At 61.2% G+C, this 22,185-nt stretch carries 20 protein-coding genes and 1 tRNA gene; 15 read left to right on the forward strand and 6 right to left on the reverse strand.

Features of this window, described 5'->3' with window-relative positions:
* Window position 1: 1 nt before the first annotated feature.
* Window positions 2-961, reverse strand: coding sequence for an NAD(P)H-dependent flavin oxidoreductase (locus R9X41_RS03155; RefSeq protein WP_318633447.1), 960 nt, complete (start codon window positions 959-961; stop codon window positions 2-4).
* Between the two features lie 136 nt (window positions 962-1,097).
* On the reverse strand, window positions 1,098-1,373 hold the full coding sequence (locus R9X41_RS03160) for a metal/formaldehyde-sensitive transcriptional repressor (protein WP_318633448.1): 276 nt from the start codon (window positions 1,371-1,373) through the stop codon (window positions 1,098-1,100).
* A 52-nt stretch (window positions 1,374-1,425) separates the two neighbouring features.
* On the opposite strand from R9X41_RS03160, the gene dmeF reads away from it, so the two are divergent.
* The 4 genes from dmeF (at window position 1,426) to R9X41_RS03180 (ending at window position 3,305) form a co-directional block, all read left to right on the forward strand.
* Window positions 1,426-2,403: a CDF family Co(II)/Ni(II) efflux transporter DmeF gene (gene dmeF / locus R9X41_RS03165; RefSeq protein WP_318633449.1), complete on the forward strand. Its 978-nt coding sequence runs from the start codon at window positions 1,426-1,428 to the stop codon at window positions 2,401-2,403.
* Between the two features lie 136 nt (window positions 2,404-2,539).
* Entirely contained in the window at window positions 2,540-2,800 is a 261-nt protein-coding gene (locus R9X41_RS03170) for a hypothetical protein (protein ID WP_318633450.1), read from the forward strand.
* On the forward strand, window positions 2,797-3,051 hold the full coding sequence (locus tag R9X41_RS03175; RefSeq protein WP_318633451.1) for a hypothetical protein: 255 nt from the start codon (window positions 2,797-2,799) through the stop codon (window positions 3,049-3,051). Before R9X41_RS03170 ends, R9X41_RS03175 begins: the two co-directional genes overlap by 4 nt.
* Entirely contained in the window at window positions 3,048-3,305 is a 258-nt protein-coding gene (locus R9X41_RS03180) for a hypothetical protein (RefSeq protein ID WP_318633452.1), read from the forward strand. The genes R9X41_RS03175 and R9X41_RS03180 overlap by 4 nt, the downstream gene beginning before the upstream one ends.
* Window positions 3,306-3,901: 596 nt before the next feature.
* On the opposite strand, the gene R9X41_RS03185 is transcribed toward R9X41_RS03180, so the two are convergent.
* Window positions 3,902-5,218: an IPT/TIG domain-containing protein gene (locus R9X41_RS03185; RefSeq protein WP_318633453.1), complete on the reverse strand. Its 1,317-nt coding sequence runs from the start codon at window positions 5,216-5,218 to the stop codon at window positions 3,902-3,904.
* A gap of 239 nt (window positions 5,219-5,457) precedes the next feature.
* On the opposite strand from R9X41_RS03185, the gene R9X41_RS03190 reads away from it, so the two are divergent.
* The 7 genes from R9X41_RS03190 to R9X41_RS03220 all read left to right on the forward strand — a co-directional run bounded on the left by R9X41_RS03190 (window position 5,458) and on the right by R9X41_RS03220 (window position 16,026).
* Window positions 5,458-5,580: a BRO-N domain-containing protein gene (locus R9X41_RS03190; protein ID WP_318635137.1), complete on the forward strand. Its 123-nt coding sequence runs from the start codon at window positions 5,458-5,460 to the stop codon at window positions 5,578-5,580.
* Window positions 5,581-5,591: 11 nt separating this feature from the next.
* A complete protein-coding gene (locus tag R9X41_RS03195) occupies window positions 5,592-6,263 on the forward strand; it encodes a Rha family transcriptional regulator (protein WP_318633454.1) in 672 nt (223 codons plus the stop codon).
* Window positions 6,264-7,895: 1,632 nt separating this feature from the next.
* Window positions 7,896-10,469: a hypothetical protein gene (locus R9X41_RS03200; protein WP_318633455.1), complete on the forward strand. Its 2,574-nt coding sequence runs from the start codon at window positions 7,896-7,898 to the stop codon at window positions 10,467-10,469.
* Between the two features lie 219 nt (window positions 10,470-10,688).
* Window positions 10,689-11,045: a hypothetical protein gene (locus R9X41_RS03205; protein ID WP_318633456.1), complete on the forward strand. Its 357-nt coding sequence runs from the start codon at window positions 10,689-10,691 to the stop codon at window positions 11,043-11,045.
* On the forward strand, window positions 11,042-11,428 hold the full coding sequence (locus R9X41_RS03210; RefSeq protein WP_318633457.1) for a hypothetical protein: 387 nt from the start codon (window positions 11,042-11,044) through the stop codon (window positions 11,426-11,428). The genes R9X41_RS03205 and R9X41_RS03210 overlap by 4 nt, the downstream gene beginning before the upstream one ends.
* A 2,337-nt stretch (window positions 11,429-13,765) precedes the next feature.
* A complete protein-coding gene (locus R9X41_RS03215) occupies window positions 13,766-14,356 on the forward strand; it encodes a recombinase family protein (protein ID WP_318633458.1) in 591 nt (196 codons plus the stop codon).
* A 467-nt stretch (window positions 14,357-14,823) separates the two neighbouring features.
* Window positions 14,824-16,026, forward strand: a complete 1,203-nt coding sequence (locus tag R9X41_RS03220) for a TIR domain-containing protein (protein ID WP_318633459.1) — start codon at window positions 14,824-14,826, stop codon at window positions 16,024-16,026.
* Window positions 16,027-16,081: 55 nt separating this feature from the next.
* Here R9X41_RS03220 and R9X41_RS03225 read toward each other — a convergent pair whose 3' ends face one another.
* The 3 genes from R9X41_RS03225 to R9X41_RS03235 all read right to left on the reverse strand — a co-directional run bounded on the left by R9X41_RS03225 (window position 16,082) and on the right by R9X41_RS03235 (window position 18,933).
* Window positions 16,082-17,755, reverse strand: coding sequence for a DUF6538 domain-containing protein (locus R9X41_RS03225; protein ID WP_318635138.1), 1,674 nt, complete (start codon window positions 17,753-17,755; stop codon window positions 16,082-16,084).
* 114 nt (window positions 17,756-17,869) lie between these two features.
* Window positions 17,870-17,946, reverse strand: a tRNA-Pro gene (locus R9X41_RS03230).
* A gap of 60 nt (window positions 17,947-18,006) precedes the next feature.
* Complete coding sequence (locus R9X41_RS03235; protein ID WP_318635139.1) at window positions 18,007-18,933, reverse strand: polyprenyl synthetase family protein; 927 nt, start codon at window positions 18,931-18,933, stop codon at window positions 18,007-18,009.
* 245 nt (window positions 18,934-19,178) lie between these two features.
* Between R9X41_RS03235 and rplU the strand changes: the two genes are divergently transcribed.
* The 4 genes from rplU (at window position 19,179) to proB (ending at window position 22,172) form a co-directional block, all read left to right on the forward strand.
* The gene (gene rplU, locus R9X41_RS03240) at window positions 19,179-19,490 is read left to right on the forward strand and encodes a 50S ribosomal protein L21 (RefSeq protein WP_318633460.1); all 312 of its coding nucleotides are present in this window, start codon (window positions 19,179-19,181) and stop codon (window positions 19,488-19,490) included.
* Window positions 19,491-19,502: 12 nt separating this feature from the next.
* The gene (rpmA, locus tag R9X41_RS03245) at window positions 19,503-19,763 is read left to right on the forward strand and encodes a 50S ribosomal protein L27 (RefSeq protein WP_318633461.1); all 261 of its coding nucleotides are present in this window, start codon (window positions 19,503-19,505) and stop codon (window positions 19,761-19,763) included.
* 122 nt (window positions 19,764-19,885) lie between these two features.
* Window positions 19,886-20,989 carry an Obg family GTPase CgtA gene (cgtA, locus tag R9X41_RS03250; RefSeq protein ID WP_318633462.1) on the forward strand — a complete coding sequence of 368 codons (1,104 nt, stop codon included), beginning with the start codon at window positions 19,886-19,888 and terminating at the stop codon, window positions 20,987-20,989.
* Window positions 20,990-21,005: 16 nt separating this feature from the next.
* Window positions 21,006-22,172 (forward strand): glutamate 5-kinase, encoded by a 1,167-nt coding sequence (proB, locus tag R9X41_RS03255; RefSeq protein WP_318633463.1) that lies wholly within the window; start codon window positions 21,006-21,008, stop codon window positions 22,170-22,172.
* The last annotated feature ends 13 nt before the right edge of the window (window positions 22,173-22,185 follow it).

The following is a 22,185-nucleotide window of genomic DNA, read 5'->3' on the forward strand; positions in this document are numbered from 1 at the left end:
ATCAGCGCCGGGCCGGCAATCCCAGCCGCTGCCGGGCCGCCCGGTACTGGTGCGCCAGCCGCTCGACGCGTTGTGCCACGGCTTCGATCTGCCCGACCGCGCCGATGCCCTGTCCGGCGCCCCAGATGTCTTTCCACGCCTTGCGATCGCTGCCGAAACTCATGGTCGACGGATCGCTGGAGGGCAAGGCCTGCGGATCCAGCCCGGCGGCCAGGATGGACGGCTTGAGATAGTTGCCGTGCACGCCGGTGAAGAGATTGGAATAGACGATGTCGTCGCTGCCGCAGTCCACGATCATCTGCTTGTAGCGCTCGTCGGCCCGTGCTTCTTCGGTGGCGATGAAGGCCGAGCCGATATAGGCGAAATCCGCGCCCATGGCCTGCGCCGCCAGGATCGCGTCGCCGGTGGCGATGGCGCCGGACAAGGCCAGCGGCCCGTCGAACCAGCGCCGGATTTCCTGCACCAGCGCAAAGGGGCTGCGGGTGCCGGCATGGCCGCCGGCGCCCGCAGCCACCGCCACCAGGCCGTCGGCACCTTTCTCGATGGCCTTGCGGGCGAAGCGGTCGTCGATGACGTCGTGCATCACCAGGCCGCCCCACCCATGCACCGCCTCGTTGACCTCCGGTCGCGCGCCGAGCGAGCTGATGACCAGCGGCACCCGGTAGCGCTCGCAGACGGCGAGGTCGGCGTCGAGCCGCTCGTTGCTGCGGTGCACGATCTGGTTGATGGCGAAGGGCGCGGCCGGTGCATCGGGATGCGCGCGGTCGTGCGCGGCCAGGGTCTCGGTGATCTCGGCGAGCCAGTCGTCGAGCAGGGCCGCCGGCCGGGCGTTGAGCGCGGGCAGGGCACCGACGATGCCGGCCTTGCATTGGGCGATGACGAGTCGCGGCACGCTGACGATGAACAGCGGCGCCGCGATGACCGGAATGCGCAGGCCGCGCAGCAGAGGCGGGCAGCTCATGCGTGGCCCGGTCGACGGGAGTTTGTGCAAAAGGCCATGTTGTCTCCAGACGCCGAGTGAGGCTCGGCGCATGACGAAAAGGGACGTGGGAACCAGTCGATTGTGGCCAGTGCGCAGGCGCGGCTCCCGACGGGGCTCACTTCAGGTAGGAACGCAGGGCCGAGACGACCGCCTCCACGTCCTGGCTGCGCGTGGCGTCGTCCGTCGCCGACGGGCCGAGGTGTTCCCGCAGATGGCCTTCGAGCACTTCCGACATCAGGCCACTGATCGCGCCCCGCACGGCGGCGATCTGCTGGAGTACCGCAATGCAATCCGTGCCCTCGTCGAGCGCTCGCTCCAGCGCCGCCGTTTGCCCCTGGATGCGGCGAACCCGCGCGAGCAACTTCTTCTTTCCTGCAACGGTGTGGGCCATCTACAACTTCCGTATTTCGATTCAAATAGAGTACTGGGGTACAGTATCAGGCATGAACCTGCCAGACACCCGCCAAGCCCTCGGATCCGGTTGGAAACACTCGCACGTGTTCGATCAAGGCAACCCCCTGGCCGAGCGCAAGACCCGCTGGGCGGTACTGCTGACCGCCGCCATGATGGTCGTCGAGATCGCCGGCGGCTGGTTCTACAACTCCATGGCCTTGCTGGCCGACGGTTGGCACATGAGCTCCCATGCGCTGGCGCTCGGTCTGTCGGTGGCGGCCTATGCGGCGGCCCGTCGGTACGCCGGCGACAGCCGTTTCGCTTTCGGTACCTGGAAGATCGAGATCCTGGGCGGATACAGCAGCGCGATCCTGTTGCTCATGGTCGCGGGCCTCATGCTGTTCCAGTCGGTGGAGCGCCTGATCTCGCCGGCCGCGATCCACTACGAGCAGGCCATCGGCATTGCGGCCATTGGCCTGGTGGTCAACCTGGCGTGCGCGTGGCTGCTGCACGACGGGCATCACCATGGGCACGAGCATGGACATGGGCATCCACACGATCATGGTCACACGCAAGGCCACGGACATGAAGACCTGAACCTGCGTTCGGCCTACATGCATGTGTTGGCGGATGCGGCGACTTCGGTGCTCGCCATCGTCGCGCTCTTCGGTGGTATGTGGTGGGGTGCTGCCTGGCTGGATCCGGTGATGGGCATCGTCGGCGCGGGCCTGGTAGCCGTCTGGGCGGTCGGCTTGCTGCGCGACGCCGGCCGCGTCCTGCTGGATGCCGAGATGGACGCGCCGGTCGTCGCCGAGATCCGCGAGGTGATCGCCGAGAGCCCGGTCGAGGCGAGCATCTGCGACCTGCACGTGTGGCGCGTCGGCAAGGGCCAATACGCCTGCGTGCTTTCTTTGGCCACCCGGAGCGCGGTGGAGCCCGACTATTTCAAGGAACGACTGCGCATACACGAAGAGCTGGTCCATATCTCGGTCGAGGTGAACCGTCTGCCGCAAGCGACGGCCGGATAGCGAACGCGCCCGCTGACAGGGGTCGGAAGCGCGCCGTAGAACCGCGCGGCTTGTCGAGCAATTCAACCTGTCAGGAGTCAATATGGTTTGGATGGAATCTGGTCAACGCCCACCCCAAGAACTTATGGAAAGGTTCATGGCCGCAGAGGCGCCCACGTTCGAGGTGGTTCGTGTGGCCGGCGATCTGGTGTTGTGGAAGTCCGTTACCCGGGCGCAGCTGCTCGACGGTTTCACGCGGCCCGCCCGCACGCACTTTCACATGACCGAGAGGGGCGCGCTGGATTGCCATTTCATGAGTCGCCTGCCGATGGCCATGATCAATTTCGAGGCGATGGCGATGGCGATGGCGATGGCGATGGCGATGGCGAGCGCGCGGGCTGCGGGGGTGTGCGCATGACCGGCGCGATCCATGCGGGTGATTTCTCCGATCGTCGCGTCATCCTGGTGCGCGGCCACGACACGCGATGCGCCAGGTTCTGGGATGAAAGTTCAGCCGGTTACGAACAGGCTTGCGACGGACCGACCTACCTCTTCCTGGGGTGTCGGGCGCCAGACGAGAAACTGCAGAGGCTGTCCGAGCGCTACGGCATTCCGGTCGCCGAACTGGTCGCGTTCCGTAATGGCGAACTGAAGCAAGACCCTGCATGAGCGGTGAAGTTTCGCCCGGCGGCTTCGGCAAGCTGTGCGGCAGCGCGGTCGTGCCGGCGTACGACTCCTTGTATCCACCGACGGTCGATGTCGTCGATCTGCTGCGGGTGGATTTCGACCGACGGGCCATCGGGCCGGACGGGCTGTACCTGGTCGAGATGACGAGTCCGCGTGGTGTGGAGTGGCGAGGTTGCGGCGGCGATCATGCGCTGTCCGCTCGTTTGCGTATGGACGAAGACGGACGCGGTGCCTAGCGCGAGATACCCAGTGTGACTGCGGTCCACTTTCGAATCGTCGGCTATGTCGAGCAGGTCTACAAGCCGTCGCGCAGGGCTTGAGCAGGGCGGCGAGGATATCTCCGAGGCGCTTCGAAAATTCGAATCGGCCAAACAGTTCGGAGGAGGCGCGGTGAGTATGGCGCCCCGCGTTCTCATGGGGCGCAGGAACGCAGCGTCACCGTTGGATCGAGCAGGGTCGCGAAAACCGGCTGACTCGAACTGACTCGAAAAATGAATTGGTCGGGGTGAGAGGATTCGAACCTCACCAAAAACCGGGGTCTTCAGAGGGAAGAAGGGCTGATGCGTCAGGGTCAGTTGCTGGTCGAAATTGACACACTATCATTCAGCGTAGCACAGAGGAAAAGCTAGCGAAATGCGCTTGAGATTACCCCTGTAACCGATTCAGGGTCAGGCCTTGGGCGACGTAAACGACTCCCGCTACGGGGCGACTATGCGGCCCTGAGTCGAAAAACTGCGCCCTATATGAATTGGCTGGTCTACCGCATCTGGAGCTACCAAAAGTCTACAAGGGGCTGGCTTGGCGCGGAAATGACAAGTCGCCCGCCGTCTTGTCAAGGAGCCCGCAGCACCTGCTCGGCGTTTTTGATGGTTATGCGGGTCGTCTTTGCTTGGGGGTTGTACGCCATGACCGCGAATAAGCTTTCGCCGGAACCTTCGATACTATCTAGGGGGACGGCAAATGTCGGCGTTAGCTCGAAGATGACCGTAACAGTATCTGCGGGCCAGTTGTCGATGCGGGAGGCGCCCCACTTCACCGGCAATTCAACAGAAGTACCGCGAACGGTGGATGCAACCTGACGCGTTTCTGTATATGAGTAATATCCTGAAATTACGCCTTGCTGGCCCCGGTCTACCACAACTCCCCATTTTTCTATGCGACCAAAGCCCGTGCAGGTTAAGACACCGGTGAATCCGGTTGTTGCTGAGCTATTTGTTGTAATTGAGCCGTTATTGGAATAGGCGGTATTGAAACTAATAGTATTCACGTCAATCTCCCAGCCGGGCGTCGCCGTCGCCGAAAGTGGTTCTGTCCGCGTCCCTTCGCCGTGTTGTGATTCACAACGTTTATCCGGTGTTCGACGGGGCGTTTTTTCGACGGTCATGGCTTGAACAATTGGCGTGATACGTCCCACACCAATCGTCTCTGGATAAACGATCAATTGAATTGGAAAGTCTCGTGCTATAAAGTCGTCAAAAAAGAGCCATTTCGTTTTTCGCTCGTATAGCTGGAGGTTAGTCTGGACGAACACCGGCGCAGTAATTGCGGCTGCATGCTCTGGCACCATGAAACGTAGTTCATTGAACGATTGGGTGCTTGGCCTTGCCTGCTTTTCAGCGAAAGTCAAAATAGGTTGGTGGTTGTCGAGGGCAAGGCCTTGAATTGAGAATTCGGTCGGAGCGCCAGACTGCACACTATAAATTGGGGAAATCTTTGTAATTCTTGGAATGTCTTTTGTGAGCGGCAGACTTTGCACTGTTGCCGCGAGAGTATCTGCACTTCTTTGTATATCACCAGTGGCTTTATTTGCGGCGCCGCTAAGAGTGGAGGCCGATGCTTGAATGTCTTGAAAAAGTTGGTGGCGTGCGCCGCTAAGTTGCGTCACGGATTCGTCCAACGCCGCCGAGTATTGTTGGCGAAACAGCGCAATTGCAGCCAAGGTTGCTTGGCCTGTTTCCATAACAACGCCTTTTCCTTGAGATCCCGCCTCTTGAATGCTGGCGCGGACACCTCGCTCCGCTTGGTCGAGATACCCGCTGACAGGGTCAATAATTGCGTATGCGGGCGCTGCGAATCCAAAGACGATTGCGGCGGACCCAGCGGCGGACAATGTCGGACCAACAATGACCCGTGTGATCCAATGGTCCATTTCAATTACCCTGTGATGTTGACGGACGATCCAGCTGTGTCAGCTTAGGTGTTGGAGGCGGCGTTAGTCATCATCAGGATTGGGGATATAGCTGTCCGGACACACGTGTCAGCGGAAGACAAGCAGAGCATTTCGCTCGGCTTGCGCGGTAGCCCGCCAACACATCGCAGGCTGCAGCGGCGCTCTACGATGAAGACAAATCTATGTTCAACATAGGTTTGAAGGGGAAGCCCCCATTGATGGTCAGCGAGGCCGGCCTGTATGCCCTGATCTTGCGCTCTCGAAAAGCGGAAGCAAAACCCTTCCAACGCTGGGTGACCAAAGAAGTCCTGCCGACCATCCGCAGGACCCGGGGGCAGTGACTTTTACGCCAATGACGGAGAAGCGCTATGACAACGTGAAGCGCCTTGCTGAGCGCGGCCTTGTGAGCTTCACGTCAATGACGGAAACCTCGCATAACGGCCCAGGGGCCCGGCCCACCGTTGTCCACCACGTCAACGAACGCGACTCCTACGTGGTCGTCGCCCAGCTTTCCCCGGAGTTCACGGCGCGTCTCGTGGGCCAATGGCAGAAAGGGGGGCTTGTCGCGTTTACTGCAATGCAGGAACCGACTCAGAGGGTCTCAGCAATTTTGCTGTCACCTATGACCAGCCGCGAGATCGCGGAGCTGACTGGCAAGCAACACGCGCATGTTTTGCGCGATGCCCGTACAACGCTTAGTGAACTGGGACTTACTGAATCCAGTTTTGGATCGAGCTATCAGGACAGCACCGGTCGTTCGCTCCCGCAACTGAGCCTCCCCAAGCGGGAGACCCTGATCTTGGTCTCGGGCTACTCCGTGACCATGCGGGCCAAGATCATCGACCGCTGGCAGGAGCTGGAAGCAGTCGCCGTCCCAGCGATCCCGAAGACCTACTCGGGAATGCTGAGGCTCGCTGCCGAGCGGGCCGAGCAGATCGAAGCCGCCCAGGCGCAGATCGCCCACATGACTCCCCTGGCAACCGTGGGGTCCATGGTCTCCCAGCACAAACACACGCTGGCCTAGATCGTCCGTGCCCTCCCATCAACCGATCAGCTATAGCGACTGGAATATCAGAAAATGCTGTAGACACACGGCGCCCTTGGGTATTCCAAATATTGCGAGGCGAAATGGATGAGGGTCGTATCTAATTGTTGCTTGGCATTTGCCATGCCCCCTAGAATCACCCATGTACCCGAGTTTCAGTCACGACCAAGCTCAAGCCATCGAAAAGCTTCGGATCGATATCTCACGCCGAGTGATGCACCCCATCGAGGCGATCTTTGATTGTGCTGATAACGGCCAGTACTACGCCGCATTCAGCGCAGAGAACCTTCCTAACGGAAATTCAGGCGGCGCCTTAGTGTCCATCATGGCGGGCGATGGCGTCCCTGGGCCCGCTGGCGTCATGGCCTGGGACGGTGAGGACCTATCGGGCGGGGTAGAGTTCTCGGAAGCTATAAAGATTGCTCGGTTCGCTGCTGTCCGTGAATTCCGCGCGAGGGTCGGCCGATATCGCTAACCGGTTTTGGAGTCTTCTGCACTATTTGCAGATTTCTTGGACCATCGGATTATTTTTGCCACAGTTACAGTGCTCTAATATCGCTTTTCTCAACGGCTGTATTGGAGATGCTTGTGCCATCGACCCTTCAAGACCCCGCTTATGAGATGCGAAAACGATTCGGTACCATTCTCCAAGATCGCCGCAGAGACATTAAGCTAACTCAGGCTGGCGCGGCGCGGACGCTTGATTATGTTGGAGGGGGTATGGTTTCGCAGGTCGAAAACGGAAGGTCGGCTTTACCCGCCAGTCAACTAGCGGAATGGGCCGACGCCCTATCGATTGAGCCCGAATCACTTGCCAAGCTCTGGCTGTACTTTGTTGAGCCGACCTTGTACGAGGCGCTCTATGGTGAAGACCCATATGAGCTTGAAGGCCTGCCCAAGCCAACGAAGGCCCTGGGCCCGACGCCAACCCGCCCAGTGCTGCGTACGCTTGACCATTAGAGACCTGGGGCCGTGCTTGGCAACACAGGGTCCTCCATGCCAGCACTCAAGGTGTTTCCCATGAAGGCGACCCAATGCCTCACATGCGCCGTCCCTCAGGAGTCCTGTTTTTGTTGATCCCGGGGGACCATCACCCAAGACCAGCTACAGACTCCCACCCAACCCTGGGACTCTCTACGACTCTAGGAGACTCCTTCGGAGTCATAGAGCATTCCTAAGGTCCCACTTCGTTACGCCCTTTTCTCTCCTCTATAGGCCTCTCCTTCTACTTGTGTCGTTTTACTTCTGACTTGCATGGTCACCAAGCAGTTGGCTTTGCCATCAAAACTAAAACGACACAGGTAGAAGACCCCATACGCGCAGGCTTTTGCTAGAGCCCACATCAGCGTATTTGCGCTTGAGCAGCCCTGGTATCTCCCGGGCCTGACAGCGCCTCCTAGACCCCTTTGCGCCCCTCCCAGGGGCATCCCCGGAACATCCGTCCAGCTCGCCCGCTAGGCGCAGCCGTGCCCGGTGATTCCACGAGCCCATCGGCTTACCCACTTCCCAACACCCACTCCCCAGCACCCACTCCCCAGCACCAATGCCACTCAAGACCCTAACTCCGTCCGCCCGCCTTCCAGGTCAGTCCGCCAACTCCCAGGGGCTGTGATGTCCGGCGAACGTTCACAGCAGTTCCGCACGACCCCGAGCTACACCGCGCCCGACGCGAATCCCGCAGCCCGGATCAGTACCAATCAGTCCCAGGCCGTTGCTGCCCAGGTCCAGGGCCAAGGCTCTGCCTTTGCATCCCTCGGGAGCAGCCTGTCCAACTTCTTCGGAGGGATGGAAAAGGCGGTCGAGCAATACAGTTCCACTCGCCATTCCGAAGACATGGCGGGCATCGAGCGCCAACGCGCAGCGCGTGCGGTTCAGGCGCAAGCCGACCACGCGGCTGGTCGGCCCCGCGATCCCGGCTTGAACGAGTTTCAAGACTACAAGGGCACCTACGACACGGCAGTCGCTGACACGACCGCCAGCGGCATCGCTACCGACCTCCAAGCTGCCATACGGAATCTTCCCGATACCCCAGGGACCGACCTCAAGGCATTTGCCACCTCTTTTGTCACCGAACAGATGAAGGGCGGCACGGGCGATCCCGCTATCGACGGGCGGGTCGCCTACGTCGTGCAGCAGCGGGCCGAGCAAATGATCGCCCGCAAGACTGAGCAGATCGCCCAGACCTCGGAAGCCAACATCGCTGAGACCATCGGCAAGAGCCTGACCTTGAAGATTCAGGAGCAGCAAGGCGCCACGGTCGAGCAGGTCGATGGTCTGTATAGCGAAGCCATGGGGCTCATGAAGGGTGACATAGGCAAGGCTGACAAGTTCTTTGCCGGGGTCTTGTCTCGGGCGATATACAACCCTGGTCAAGCCGCCTCGGTGCTGGCGGCAATGCGGGAGTCGGAGTTCGCCAAGCGCAACCCGGATGTCTACCTTGAACTCACCGACAAGGCGTGGGCTCAAACGAACCGCATCAAGTCTGTTGCGGCCGGTCAGGAAGTCGAGCGGGTCAACGGCAAGTATCACGCGGCTCAGCTCGCCTATCAGGAGGCAGGCACCTTCATGCCTGTTCAGGAGTACCTGCAACACATGCAGGAAGCTAACGATGTGAACAACCTTCACGGCGTCGGTATGTCTCAGTTCCCCTGGGTCCGCTCAGGTCCCGGAGGTCACCGGGTCGCCCGCGAAGCGCTCCAAAAGCAAGCCGACGTGAATGTCGTGCTGGAGGAGCTGCGGAAGCCAAATGGGGACCTTCGGTTGCGTCTGTCGCAGGGCAAGGACGACATCGAATATTCGAAGGCCATGCGCTTGCTGTTCATCCCAGCGGTCAACCAGTGGATCACCGAGAACGCCAAGTTGTACCCGGCCACTGCTGCCACCTTGACCCCTCAGGGCGGCTATGACTTCTTGGCGAACCCCGAGACCGCAAAGGAGTTCGGGCGGCTGCTAGGGACTCATGGTGTTGCGCTTGGTCACGGGGTCGATGACAACACGTCGGCCCGCTTCGAAGACTTCCTGATGAGCGACGACCCCAACAAGGTTATGACCGCAACGGCCGGCTTGGCGGCATTGCAGGCCATGCCCGGAGGCGATCACTACGTCCAGAACGTCCTGAAGGACTCGTCTGCTCGGGCCCGTTTGGATGTGGTCATGACCCAGGCGCGGGACTCTGGGGGCCTTGAGAATGCGGCGCGGTCCATGGTGGCATTAAGGTCTACGAAAGCCCCGGAGACCTCGAAGTCCTCTGGGACTTCCGTGGACTGGAAGACTACCTTAGCTGATCCGAGCGTGAAGGTTGACGATGTCCGCGCAACCATTCGCGGAATCGCCAGCGAACTCATCCTGAAGGATCAGGACCGCAGTGGCTGGTTTCAGCGCACCGACCGGATGAACTTCGCGCCTGCCGTTGAAGCTCAGATCGAGCGGCTGACCGCGCAGCACCTGGAAGAACAGCGTGCAAATCTCCCGATGGGTGCCAAGCCGAACCTCACCAAGGCTGCGACCTGGGCAACCCAACAGGTCATGCACAAGGTCGTTCCCATCGCGGCACAGGGCGGGGTCCTGCGGTACGTCCCCGACCCGTACGGCGGCCGGGGTCGCCGGGTGGATAGCCCGGTTTCCTACTACCAGGGACAACCTTTGTATGCCGGCATGAAGATGCTGAACCGCCTGGGCGAGATGGAAGACCCTCAGCGAACGTTCACCGAGGTCGACCGGCCCGCACTAGCCAAGGCCCTTCCGGGATTCCTGGGGAACCGGCAGGACCCGGGAGAGCCCGAGGATTTGTATCTGAATCCGCCTGACCAGAAGCCGGGACTGATGCAGGTATTCACGAACGGCATGCGCCCCCTTGCGTTTTATGGGGGCATGAAGGTCCGCATCGGTTCCCAGGACCTGGAGGTTCCAAAGTCTTTCGCCGACGCAGATACGTTCTTTAGGACCCATCTGCCCAAGGGCTTCTTCGCGGTGCCTGGGCGTCCTGACCCAGACGGGCGCGACACCTATCGCATTGCGTATGGATACCGACTTCGCGGAGATGAAGACGCCTTTGACAAGGCCATTGCCGACAAGGCATACGCCCGCAAAGCTGAGATTGCCGAGATCAAAGCTGCAACAGACCCGGTAACGGGATCGGTGCAGAACCAGCGAACGCCCATAGCCCACCCGAACTACCGGAAGTGACCCCAGGAGCCCGAGCAGCAATGCCCGGGCTTCTTCGCTTCTGGTCGCCCACCTGGGCGCCACTCCACATCACCCACTACCCATGCCACATACCAACCCACCCGCGCCTCAGCGCACACAGGCAGAACTCGCCGAACTCATGAAGGCCCCCAAGGGCCCCGCGCGACCGCCGCTCATTCTGCGCGACCCGCCAGCACGTCCAGCCCCGAGGGCGCTGCAATGAGCGCGACCATTCCCGCGCTCCTGCGTGACCCCAAGGGCATCATCCGCATCCCCTGCCGCGACCCTGAGCAACCCGAAGCACTGATCGACGCTGATGACTTCCGCAGGCTAGTTCGCCGGGAAGACCTGTGCCTGGACTCCTATCGAGTCGGCCGATACCACGGCGTCTTTGGCGTTCCCCGGCTGCGCTACCGACCCGGCCGGGCTCCTCGGGACCCCAATGAGCGCGCGGCACTCCCTGCCCTGGTGCTGCGCCCGCTGCGCGGGTCCAAGGTGGTCTTCGTTGACCCCAGCCGCCCCTACGACTGCACGCGCAGCAACCTCAAGATCGTCCCCATCGGAGGCAATGAATGAAGGACGTACTCATTCCCCGCACGGGTCGCCCCCGAGGTCTGCTGGCATCTATGCTGACCCCGCAAGCCAAGCGAGCCTATGCAGTCACGCACGCCCAAGGGCTCACCCTGGTTCCCTTGGAGGGCGACCCGGCGACTGCCGCCGTGATCCGAACGGAAGACTATGAAAGGCTGACGGGACGCTGTGCCGGCAGTCCCCAGCTCACCCGGACGCGGTGGTTCATGGAGGACGGTGAGGTCCGTGCGCTGTCCAGGGCTGAGGCCTCGGCAATGCATGACTTCAGCTACAGCGTTGCTGCGCTCGTGATGGGCGCCAGCGATGGGCAGACCATGCGCTTGAGCGACCCTAGATTCCTGACGCCCGAGAGCATCTTGGTCTACTAGGTGCCCCAGGTGCCCCAGGTGCCCCAGGTGCTGCAGGCGTCGGGGCCACCCAATGCCCGTGGCTTAACTAGCGAGGCAGAGCGAGTGCGAGAGCTGTTCCCAGGGCGACCCCAAAGGCCATCGTGACCCACGGGAACCATGGGCGGTCGATCAGTGGCGGATGGACCCTAGCACGCTCTAGCTGCGCCGCAAGCCGAAGAGACTCAGCCATCACCGACCGGATTGCTTGGTCCTGCATGCGCTCAAGTTCGGCTCGGTTCATGGGGGCAGCTTAGCCGCCTAGCTGGCTTCATTCAATAAGTTGGGCGAAGGCCCCGGGCATCCCTGGTGGTCTTCGGGCCAGTCGGGATGGTCGCTTGATTGCGACTACCAATGACAGTAACCATGAAGTGCAGCCGTTGCGGCTGCGAGAAAGGGCCAGACCAGTTCTATAGCAACGGTCCTGGTCGTCTGCGCACGTCGTGCAAGTCCTGTGAAGCCTCACGGGATCGGGCGCGACGGGGCGGCACACCGCGTCCAGCCCCAATGAGTCCTGAGGAGGCCAAGGCGAGGGCTCGGGCACGTGACCGGGCAAGGCGAGCGGCGGCAGCGGCACTCAGGCCCCCAAAGATTCCCAAGCCTCCCCGGGTCAAGGTGGGGCGATACGGCGTTGCTCCGGAGGTCTTGACCCATAACGGGCTGTCAATGACTCGGCGCCAGTGGGCAGAGTACCTCGGCCTGTCCGGTAGCTCCAGCATTACCTCACGCATTCGCGGCCGGAATTGGCCGCTTGAACGCGCACTTTCGCAAGACGTCGTGTTGAAGGCGCAAGATGCCGCGCATCACGCCCGACCGCTCTCCCAGCATGACGTGCTGGTGTACGAGAACGAGTGCCTTACGGTGGAGCAGTGGACCGACCGCCTCGCTGCTTCGCATCGGATGACCATACCGGCGCTGATGGGGCGCCTTGCACTCGGTTGGCCGGTATGGCGAGCGCTGGGGACCAAGGTGCGCCCGCACGTCCATACGAAACCGAAGAAGGTAGCGCAAGACTTTGTGGGTCCCAAGCGGCCTGTGGGACGCCCCAGGAAGGCGGCTTAAAAAATTCCTGGAGACCTCTCCGCCACCTTGTGCCCGCGTGATCGGCCAAATTCCCCCATGCCCCCGGGGGTCCTTCGGTGACACTAGGGGCTATGCCCTCATTCATCCACATCGCCGGATGCACCCTGTTCGCCAAGGCGGAACGCCAGGGTGAGCATTGGGTCGGAGTGATCGACGCCTATGAAGGGTCAGCCCCGGTGCGCAGGGAGTTCACCGAGGAGGTCTACAGGACGGCGGACGAGGCTCTCAGGGCTGCGTGTATCGACGGGGCGACCTGGCTAACTATCTGAATTGGCACATGTAGCAAGGCAGAAGAGACTATCGCGCCGCGAAGGCGCAATGTCAGCTGCCATTCAGCGGTCAACGCTCGTCGTTACTAGCTGGCCGTGTATTCAGCGCGGTCCAGGCTTGGGCCTCAGCAAGAGCTCTCAGTTCATCCATTGCAGGGCTAAACAGGTTCGATGCCACTTGTCGGCAGTGCTTAATATTCGCTGCCGCCTTAAGCCGTTGCTCGACCGTCGCGCGGGGCCGCGCTGTTGCGACCATGTGCCAGTTGTCTTCGGCCAAGCGGAGGTTTAATTCAGCGACTCTCCAAGCATTGAAAATGGGGGTGTCTTGCATGACGCACTCAAAATGTGCGTCTGTTAGCCCTATCGACCAAGGCACAAAGTTGGTCAACTGTTTGAGATTCATTATGCGCCAGTTAGCCATCTGCTTCCGCTATTTCATAGCGACGTGTTAGCGGGCGTTGCGTATTGCGGGGCGCCGGTAATTAACAGTACTTGGCGGTAATGCCCAGCAGGTCTCGCAGAGCGTTTGCACGGCGACCTCGGATGGCCCGACAGATTTCGAACTCTTCTTCAGTCGTCGGGACTTCTTTAAGCAGCTTCTCGCTGCCAGTAAGGAATGCAGCAAGTACCTCATGGCGGCTCCCAGGAGTTCGCAGAGCCTCGCTAAGCATTTGTTCAAGCTCAGTGGTCATCCTCTTTTGAAGGGCAGTCAGTTCCGGACGGTGATGGGCCATGGTTGGGGCTCAGGCGAAGAAGAGGGCGGTGATTCTCCAAGCTGAGCCCGAAACAGCCCAAATAGTCCAGCCAAGCGGTCGAGATTTGACTTCCCGGGCCAAGCTGTACATAGATCAAAACTTGTAAGTTAAGAGCCATCCAGGCGACGGGTCGGGCGCCTTAGATCAAAATGCGTTGACGGTATCTTTTGGTTAGATCAGAATGAAGCCATATCTTCTGATCCACAGCCGTCATGAGCCGCATCGCCTACTACCGCGTCAGCACCGCCGACCAGTCCATCGCCGCCCAACGTGACGCCCTTGGGGGCTCCTTCGATGAGGAGTTCCAAGATGAGGGCGTGAGCGGAGGCATTCCGGCTGCTCAGCGCCCCGGGTTCTCCAAGCTCTTGAGCTATGTCCGCAAGGGCGACACTATCTTCGTCTACGCGGTTGACCGCTTGGGCCGTGATGCCCTGGACGTCCAAGCGACCGTCAGGGCTCTCTTGAACAAAGGGGTAGCCGTGGAAGTCCATGGGCTCGGCAGGATCGCCAAGGGCGTCGGCGAACTCATCCTTGCGGTTCTCGCCCAGGTCGCAGACATGGAGCGGGAGCGCATCCGAGAGCGGACCTCAGCGGGTCGTGAGGCCGCTAGGAAGTCCCTGGAGGCCACTGGGCTCACGCATAGGGGCAAGTTGAGCTTGGGTCGTCCAAAGGTCGGCAATGCTTCCGAGGTCACCGCATGGCGTCTCCAGCATGGGGCCAGCATCGCGGCGACCGCTGAACACTTCGGACTATCTACGGCGACCGTGAAGCGGTATTGCGCCGATGGTGTCACGACAGTCTGACCACCACCACTCACCACCCTCAGCCGGCCTAGTGCCGGCTTTTGCTTTTCTGGGCCATCAAGCCCGCGCCACAGAGGCGCCAAGCCGTCCTTCGAAAGAGGGTCACGTACTTGCGCACCTCTGTTGTCTTGCCGAACAAACAACCGGCACCCACCCAACCCACCCAGTCCCCCAGGGACTCCCAAAGAACCCTATGACCACCATCCCCACCAAACAATGCTCAAGCTGCATGCGCAGCCTCCCGGAGACTTCCTACTACCTCCACCCAGTCTCAGGCCCGTACGCGAGGTGCAAGGCTTGCATGATCGAGAAGCGCAAGCGCCTGTACCGAGCGAACCCCCAGGCCACCAAGGAGTCCACGAGGCTCTCCAGAGCCCGTGCGAAGGAAAGAAAGTTAGATGAAGCGCCGAGGTCGAATTACTGCGCTACGATTGATAATCCGCCGAAACCGTTGACCGCTTTATCTCATGCTGAAAATTTTTCTTAGCTACGCTTCGGAAGACCGTGAACGGGTGCGCCCGTACTTTTCACGCCTTCTTGAGCGGGGATTTGATCCATGGATGGATATTGAAAAAATACTTCCGGGTCAGCAATGGGAGGGGGCAATCGAAAAAGCATTTCGCGAAGCCAACGTAATAATGTTGTTTCTGAGTCCGCGCAGCGTTGATAAACGCGGGTTTGTTCAGCGCGAGGCTAACGAAGCTATTCAGAATCTGAGGCTGAAACGGCCCGATGACATTTACGTGATCCCAGCAGTCTTGGAGCCTTGTGAAATACCATTTCAGATAGCTAATGTTCTGCAGTACGTTGACCTGAACATGCCAAATTCTTGGCTGTCCGTGATGAACTCACTGCGCATCGCCGCAGATCAGCAGAAGATTCTGGTCTCCACCGGAGATGCTCATGGTCCTTTTCAAGTTTTCTCTGCCGAGCTGGAGGAAGACCGGGACGGCATGCCCGGACATGACATTGCACTAAACTACCCTCGTGTAGTGTCGGCAGAATATCCAGGCTTGGCATTGCAGTTATCCGCAATTTTTGCCGCTTGGGCTTATGAAACCGCATCGAAAGCAAGATCGACGCCCTGGGATCAGGACGTTGAGAATTACCCGCCCTACCAGCCGATTAGTGAGGATGGTCAGCCAGCCGGTGAGCTTAGGTTTCCAAAAAATGGACGTTGGAGTTCTTATTCAATAATCCACGCCAGTAAATCATATTTCAGCATGGCGTTCACTGTGAGCCATTATTTCGTTGGGGCGGCGCATTCTAATCAGCATTTTGAGACTGCGAATTTCGTCATTCAGAATGGCTTACTTTTCAAAACTGCCCTTCATGAATTCTTTTTAGTCGAGAAAGACGCGCTTGAGGTTATTAGCTCGGTATGCATCGCTAGATTAAAAAAAGAGTATTGGTTGCGGGTTGGTGAAGCGCCGGATAATGATGCTTCAGAATGGATTGCGGCCGGTTGTAATCCCTCGGAGTTGGCGCACTCTGTTCCTTTTGCTGCGCACAATGCGGGCATAACGTTTTTCTTTGCACCATATTCAGTCGCCGCGTTTGCCCTTGGTTCGTTTGCGGTGGACGTCGATTACTATGACCTCCGAACCCAGTTAAAAATTGGCGGGCCGTTTTCTTTTGCATCAGCGGCCGAAGTAGGAACTGAGCGGTAGGCCGTAGATGATGTTGCCAGCTATCTGCCGCCTTGCGGCCGCTGTGAGCAAATGGTTAACGTTTTCGCCGAAACCAGCGGGTAATCGGAACGTCCCAGCTCAGGCGATCAGCCGCCGCTTTCACGGCCTGAAGCGGGACGCGGGTGTAGATCACTCGCCCGGCACTTCCCTGGGCCGCGTGGCCGGTCAAAGCGTCAGCAGTTTCCATCCCGACCCCCATCGCAGCTAGGGTGCTGCGCACAAGGTGGCGGTACTTGTGAGACGCATTGAGTCCTCCAAGAGGTAGGCCGACCCTTTTTCGGAATAATAGGAACCACCTGCCAAAAGCATCGGTTGGCGTCACGGCTCCCTTTTGAAGCGATGGGAACAACCATTGCTCCCCGGTCTCCTTGCGCATCTCCACGAACTCAAGAAACCCCGCAGCCTCCAGACCTCGCGCAACTGGCACACGGCGCACGCTGTCATCAGTCTTTACGGCTCCGCCGTTCTCCCGGTGGATGTGGATGGTGGGAATGCCATCCCGGACGGATACGTCGCTAACGGCAAGTTGGCCTATCTCACCGACGCGGGCCCCCGTAAACAGCAGGCTTCGAAGAACCATTGCGGCATCGTCTGGGTTGACCCCGCGCATGGGGGTGGCGCGGTCCGGAGCCGCGAACTCTTCAGCCCCATAGATCAGCGCCAGTTCCTCGGCCGTCCACGCTTCACGGGTCTTTGCATCCTTAATCTCAAAGCTGAGGTCGAAAGGGTTCCGCTCGATCCAATCGATCTTGGCGGCGATGTTCATGAGCGCGTTGATAGCGGAGGCGTGGTTGGATGCAGTGCTGCCGCCGAAGCCGCGTTTCGGCTTGTCCAGCAGGAAGGCCAAGAACACAGCGCCCACGCGCTTATCCAAGCCCGTCAAGGGCTGGGCGCCAACTGCTTCCTCAAAGAGCCTCACGGCCTTCTCAGTTCGCTGTATCGCATTGGGCTGGGCCTGCGTCAACGCGCTCCACTTTGGGATCACATCGCGCAGCGTCAAGACCGTCCCGGCTACCCCGGTGTCCACGGCGACCTCAGGGGTCTTGGGCTCCGCTGGGGTGTCATGTGGAACCCCTGCGCTTTTCTCTACAGCCATTGATGCGGCTCGGAGCTGGGCCCGTCCAATCCTGGCGAGGGCTAGGGTGCCTTGAAGATTCCCCCAGTCAACCTGGATACCAAGGCCATCCAGCGCCGCGTTAGCCGCACGCTTGAAGTTGTCCAGCCGCCCTGCTGCAAGGTCTGCCTTGGCGCTATCAAGCGCAATCTTTTGCAGGTCATCCCACCGCTCAATACCGCTGCTCAACTGCGACGGCGGCGGGTCATCGGGAGACGTCAAAAACCGAGGCGGGGAGGGCAGCTTTGCTGCGAGGCCGGGCGTATACCGGATCACGTCGTCAAGCAACAGCGTCAACCATTCGGTTGATGCGACCAAGTACGACTCCAGCTCGGGGGTCAGTGGGACCGTGGGCGGTGCCCGTTTGACCAACTCCAAGGTCCTCTGGCGGTCAAAGGCCTCCCTGTGTTCCGCTATGAGCGCGTGGGCCTTGGTTATGGCCGCAGCTCGGTCGCTGGTCTTCAGGCTTCCCCGGTAGGCATCAATGCCTTTGTAGAGGTGCCGTAGGTCGGCGGGCACGCCGATACGAAGCTGATAAACGCCGCCGCGCAGGCTAACGCCCGTAGGTAATCTGCTCAATTCGCTCTGTTCCATCAAGGGTGGATCATCACGCCAAATTGACACAGGTGATTGACTCTTTGACTGGAGCTAAGTCCTTGGTCTCCCTGGAGAAACCGGGTCTCCCTCTGAAAAGAGGGCCAACCATTTTGGTCGGGGTGAGAGGATTCGAACCTCCGGCCTCTACGTCCCGAACGTAGCGCTCTACCAGGCTAAGCTACACCCCGATGACGCCCGGCCTGCGCAGGCCGGACTATCGCTCGCACCTCGACGGTTTTCGGCAAACTTCAGGAGCGCCGCGTCAAAAGCTGAGCCGCTAATTCTAGCAGGGCTTTTGAATGCGAATTTTGCGGCAGCGGAAAAATTGCGTCTATCGCGCGTTGTGCTTCGGCAGCGGCGGCTTCGCGAGTCGCCTCCAGCGCGCCGGTCTCGCGCACGATGGCGACGATGGCGTTGAGGTCGCCTTCCCCGCCTTCGATGGCCGACCGGATCAGCTGCGCCTGCGCGGGCGTGCCACGCTGCATGGCGATGATGAGCGGCAGCGTGGCCTTGCCTTCGCGCAGGTCGTCGCCGAGGTTCTTGCCCATCTCGTCGGCGTCGCCGTCGTAGTCGAGCACGTCGTCGATGACTTGGAAAGCGGTGCCCAGCGCCTGGCCGTAGGTGGCGCAGGCTTCCTCGATCTCCGGGCTGGCCTTGGCGACGATGGCGCCCAGGCGCGCGCTGGCTTCGAACAGTTTGGCGGTTTTGGAGCGGATGACGCGCAGGTAGCCGGCCTCGTCGAGGCTGGCGTCATGCATGTTCATCAGCTGCAGCACCTCGCCCTCGGCGATGACGTTCGTGGCTTCGGCCAGGATGCTCATCACCCGCATGTCGCCGGACTCGACCATCATTTGAAACGATCGCGAATACAGGAAATCGCCCACAAGCACGCTGGCCGGATTGCCGAAAACCTCATTGGCGGTGGAGCGACCGCGCCGCAGCGTCGACTCGTCGACGACGTCGTCGTGCAGCAGCGTGGCGGTGTGGATGAACTCGACCACCGCGGCCAGCGTGCAGCGCAGCGGGTCGTGGCAGTCGAGTGCGCCGGCGGTCAGCAACAGCAGGGCGGGGCGCAGGCGCTTTCCGCCGGCCGCGATGATGTAACGCGACACCTCGCCGACCAGCGGCACGCCGGAGTCCAGGCGCTGGGCGATGACGGCATCGACCTCGCGCATGTCGTTGGCGATCAGGGAAAGGCTGGCGGCCGGGCTCGCGGCTGCCGGAGGAGTGGCGATGGCGGTCAAGAAGAAATGGGGGAGATGAGCAGCGGGAAAAGTCTCGCGCGCTGCATTATAGGAAGTGAGCCGCTGGTGGCGCTGCAGCGACGTTTGGGGCGCTGCTTGGCAGTTTTTGCCCGGCGCGCTACAATCGAGGGCTCTGCGGAAATCCGTCCGCAGATACCTTCACAAAAAGAGGTTGTATGTACGCGGTCATAAAAACCGGTGGCAAGCAGTATCGCGTTGCTTCCGGCGAAAAAATCAAAGTAGAACAGATTGCTGCGGACGTAGGCCAGGAAATCGTGATCGATCAGGTTCTCGCAGTCGGCAACGGCGCAGAAATCAAGATCGGCTCGCCCCTGGTGTCCGGCGCTACCGTCACGGCTGTGGTCGTGTCGCATGGCAAGCACGACAAGGTCCACATCTTCAAGATGCGGCGTCGTAAGCACTACCAGAAACGTCAAGGCCATCGCCAGCAGTTCACCGAACTGCAAATCGGCGCGATCGCCGGTTAAAGGAGCAGGGTCATGGCACAGAAAAAAGGCGGCGGCTCTACGCGAAACGGGCGCGATTCCAAGCCCAAGATGCTCGGCGTGAAGGCATTCGGTGGTGAGCTGATCTCCGCTGGTTCCATCATCGTGCGCCAGCGCGGTACTCGGTTCCATGCCGGCACCAATGTCGGCGTGGGCAAGGACCACACGCTGTTCGCCCTGGTCGACGGCCACGTGTCGTTCGCCATCAAGGGTGCAGCGAGCAGGCAGACGGTTATCGTGACGCCTGCAGCCTGAGTGCTCGGTCATCGCTAACCTGCGAAGCCCCGCTGGTCGGGGCTTCGTGCTTTCTGGCCCACGATCGGGCCGCAGCCAGTTCGTGATGAGCGCCGCTCGCTGTTGGTAGACAGGACAAACCCATGAAATTCGTCGACGAAGCTTTCATCGATGTCGCAGCGGGCGATGGCGGCAACGGCTGCGTGTCGTTCCGGCACGAAAAATACAAGGAATTCGGCGGACCCAACGGTGGTGACGGCGGACGTGGCGGGCATGTGTTCATCGTGGCCGACGTCAATCTCAACACCCTGGTCGATTTTCGCTACTCGCGCCGCCACGAGGCCAAGCGCGGCCAGCACGGCATGGGCTCCGACATGTTCGGCGCGGCCGGCGAGGACGTGACCCTCAAACTGCCGGTGGGCACCATCATCAGCGACGCCGAAACCGGCGACGTGCTGCACGAGATGCTGGTCCCCGGCGAAGTGATCACGCTGGCTCGCGGCGGCGATGGCGGCTTCGGCAACATGCGCTTCAAGAGCGCGATCAACCGTGCGCCGCGCCAGAAGACCATGGGCTATCCCGGCGAGCGCAAGAGCCTGAAGCTCGAGCTCAAGGTGCTGGCCGACGTGGGTCTGCTCGGCATGCCGAACGCCGGCAAGTCGACGCTGATCTCGGCGGTGTCCAACGCCCGCCCGAAGATCGCCGACTATCCCTTCACCACGCTGCACCCCAATCTGGGCGTGGTGCGGGTCGGGCCGGAGCAGAGTTTTGTGATCGCCGACATCCCCGGCCTGATCGAGGGCGCCTCCGAAGGTGCCGGGCTGGGCCATCAGTTCCTGCGTCATCTGCAGCGCACCCGCCTGTTGCTGCACGTGATCGACATGGCGCCGTTCGACGATGCCGTCGATCCGGTGGCGCAGGCCAAGGCCATCGTCGGCGAGCTGAAGAAGTACGACAAGGCGCTCTACGACAAGCCGCGCTGGCTGGTGCTCAACAAGCTCGACATGGTGGCCGACGCCGACCGGCCCGCGCTGGTGAAGGACTTCGTGAAGCGCCTGCGGTGGAAGGGCCCGGTCTTCGAGATTTCCGCCCTGACGCGCGAAGGTTGCGAGCCGCTGATCCAGGCGATCTACCGCCATGTGCATGCCGACCAGCAGGCCGCGCTGCCGCCGGTCGATGTCGATCCGCGCTTCGACGACGCCCGCGAGACACCTCTCGCCGAACCCGACCAGCAACACAACGATTGAAGAACCGCCCCGCGTGATGACGACGACAAGCAACGCATCGGCCGAGATGCTCCGCGGCGCGCGCCGCATCGTGGTCAAGGTAGGCTCCAGCCTGGTGACCAACGAAGGTCGCGGGCTGGACGCCGCCGCGATCGGTGAGTGGTGCCGGCAGCTCGCGGCCCTGGTCAACGGGCTGGTCGACGGCGGCAGGCGCGAAGTGGTGATGGTGTCCAGTGGCGCCATCGCCGAAGGCATGAAGCGGTTGGGCTGGAGCAGCCGGCCGCATGCGATCAATGAACTCCAGGCCGCCGCGGCCGTCGGGCAGATGGGACTGGCGCAGATGTACGAGACGCAGCTGCGCGCCAGCGGCATCGGCAGCGCGCAGGTGCTGCTCACCCACGCCGACCTGGCCGACCGCGAGCGCTATCTCAATGCCCGGTCCACGCTGATGACGCTGCTCAAGTTCGGCGTGGTGCCGGTCATCAACGAGAACGACACGGTCGTCAACGACGAGATCAAGTTCGGCGACAACGACACGTTGGGCGCTCTGGTGGCCAACCTGATCGAAGCCGATCTGCTGGTGATCCTGACCGACCAGAAAGGCCTGTTCACCGCTGACCCCCGCAAGGATCCGGCAGCGGTCTTCGTTCACGAGGCCCGCGCGGGTGACCCGGCGCTGGAGGCCATGGCCGGTGGCGCCGGCAGTGCGCTCGGGCGCGGCGGCATGCTGACCAAGATCCTGGCGGCGCGACGTGCGGCGGGCTCGGGCGCGTCGACCGTCATCGCCTGGGGCCGCGAGCCCGACGCCCTGCTGCGGCTGGTGTCCGGCGAGCCCATCGGCACGGTGCTGCTGGCGCAGACCGCCAAGCAGCAGGCGCGCAAGCAGTGGATCGCCGATCACCTGCAGTTGCGGGGAGCCCTCACGGTGGATGACGGCGCGGCCACCCGGTTGCGCGCCGGCACCGCCAGCCTGCTGCCGATCGGCATGGTGGCGGTGGAGGGTGATTTTTCGCGCGGCGAGGTGATTGCGATCCAGGACGGCGAAGGTGCCGAGATCGCGCGCGGCCTGGCCAACTATGCGAGCGCCGAAGCACGCCTGTTGTGCCGCAAGGCGTCGGCGGAAATCGAGCGTCTGCTCGGTTATGCGGCCGAGCCGGAGATGGTGCACCGCGACAACCTAGTGCTGACCAGCCGGGCCGGCTGATCCGCACCATGGC

It is taken from the genome of Xylophilus sp. GOD-11R (genome assembly GCF_033546935.1).
Classification (GTDB): Bacteria; Pseudomonadota; Gammaproteobacteria; order Burkholderiales; family Burkholderiaceae_C; genus Xylophilus.

What these genes read in the sequence shown, in the direction of transcription:
- R9X41_RS03190 (WP_318635137.1), top strand. Translation starts at nt 5,458, where the DNA reads ATGGTCAGCGAGGCCGGCCTGTATGCCCTGATCTTGCGCTCTCGAAAA.
- R9X41_RS03215 (WP_318633458.1), top strand. Translation starts at nt 13,766, where the DNA reads ATGAGCCGCATCGCCTACTACCGCGTCAGCACCGCCGACCAGTCCATC.
- R9X41_RS03180 (WP_318633452.1), top strand. Translation starts at nt 3,048, where the DNA reads ATGAGCGGTGAAGTTTCGCCCGGCGGCTTCGGCAAGCTGTGCGGCAGC.
- rplU (WP_318633460.1), top strand. Translation starts at nt 19,179, where the DNA reads ATGTACGCGGTCATAAAAACCGGTGGCAAGCAGTATCGCGTTGCTTCC.
- rpmA (WP_318633461.1), top strand. Translation starts at nt 19,503, where the DNA reads ATGGCACAGAAAAAAGGCGGCGGCTCTACGCGAAACGGGCGCGATTCC.
- R9X41_RS03225 (WP_318635138.1), bottom strand. Translation starts at nt 17,755, where the DNA reads ATGGAACAGAGCGAATTGAGCAGATTACCTACGGGCGTTAGCCTGCGC.
- dmeF (WP_318633449.1), top strand. Translation starts at nt 1,426, where the DNA reads ATGAACCTGCCAGACACCCGCCAAGCCCTCGGATCCGGTTGGAAACAC.
- R9X41_RS03155 (WP_318633447.1), bottom strand. Translation starts at nt 961, where the DNA reads ATGAGCTGCCCGCCTCTGCTGCGCGGCCTGCGCATTCCGGTCATCGCG.
- R9X41_RS03200 (WP_318633455.1), top strand. Translation starts at nt 7,896, where the DNA reads ATGTCCGGCGAACGTTCACAGCAGTTCCGCACGACCCCGAGCTACACC.
- R9X41_RS03205 (WP_318633456.1), top strand. Translation starts at nt 10,689, where the DNA reads ATGAGCGCGACCATTCCCGCGCTCCTGCGTGACCCCAAGGGCATCATC.
- R9X41_RS03210 (WP_318633457.1), top strand. Translation starts at nt 11,042, where the DNA reads ATGAAGGACGTACTCATTCCCCGCACGGGTCGCCCCCGAGGTCTGCTG.
- cgtA (WP_318633462.1), top strand. Translation starts at nt 19,886, where the DNA reads ATGAAATTCGTCGACGAAGCTTTCATCGATGTCGCAGCGGGCGATGGC.
- R9X41_RS03160 (WP_318633448.1), bottom strand. Translation starts at nt 1,373, where the DNA reads ATGGCCCACACCGTTGCAGGAAAGAAGAAGTTGCTCGCGCGGGTTCGC.
- R9X41_RS03220 (WP_318633459.1), top strand. Translation starts at nt 14,824, where the DNA reads ATGCTGAAAATTTTTCTTAGCTACGCTTCGGAAGACCGTGAACGGGTG.
- R9X41_RS03175 (WP_318633451.1), top strand. Translation starts at nt 2,797, where the DNA reads ATGACCGGCGCGATCCATGCGGGTGATTTCTCCGATCGTCGCGTCATC.
- R9X41_RS03235 (WP_318635139.1), bottom strand. Translation starts at nt 18,933, where the DNA reads ATGCGCGAGGTCGATGCCGTCATCGCCCAGCGCCTGGACTCCGGCGTG.
- proB (WP_318633463.1), top strand. Translation starts at nt 21,006, where the DNA reads ATGACGACGACAAGCAACGCATCGGCCGAGATGCTCCGCGGCGCGCGC.
- R9X41_RS03170 (WP_318633450.1), top strand. Translation starts at nt 2,540, where the DNA reads ATGGCCGCAGAGGCGCCCACGTTCGAGGTGGTTCGTGTGGCCGGCGAT.
- R9X41_RS03195 (WP_318633454.1), top strand. Translation starts at nt 5,592, where the DNA reads ATGACGGAGAAGCGCTATGACAACGTGAAGCGCCTTGCTGAGCGCGGC.
- R9X41_RS03185 (WP_318633453.1), bottom strand. Translation starts at nt 5,218, where the DNA reads ATGGACCATTGGATCACACGGGTCATTGTTGGTCCGACATTGTCCGCC.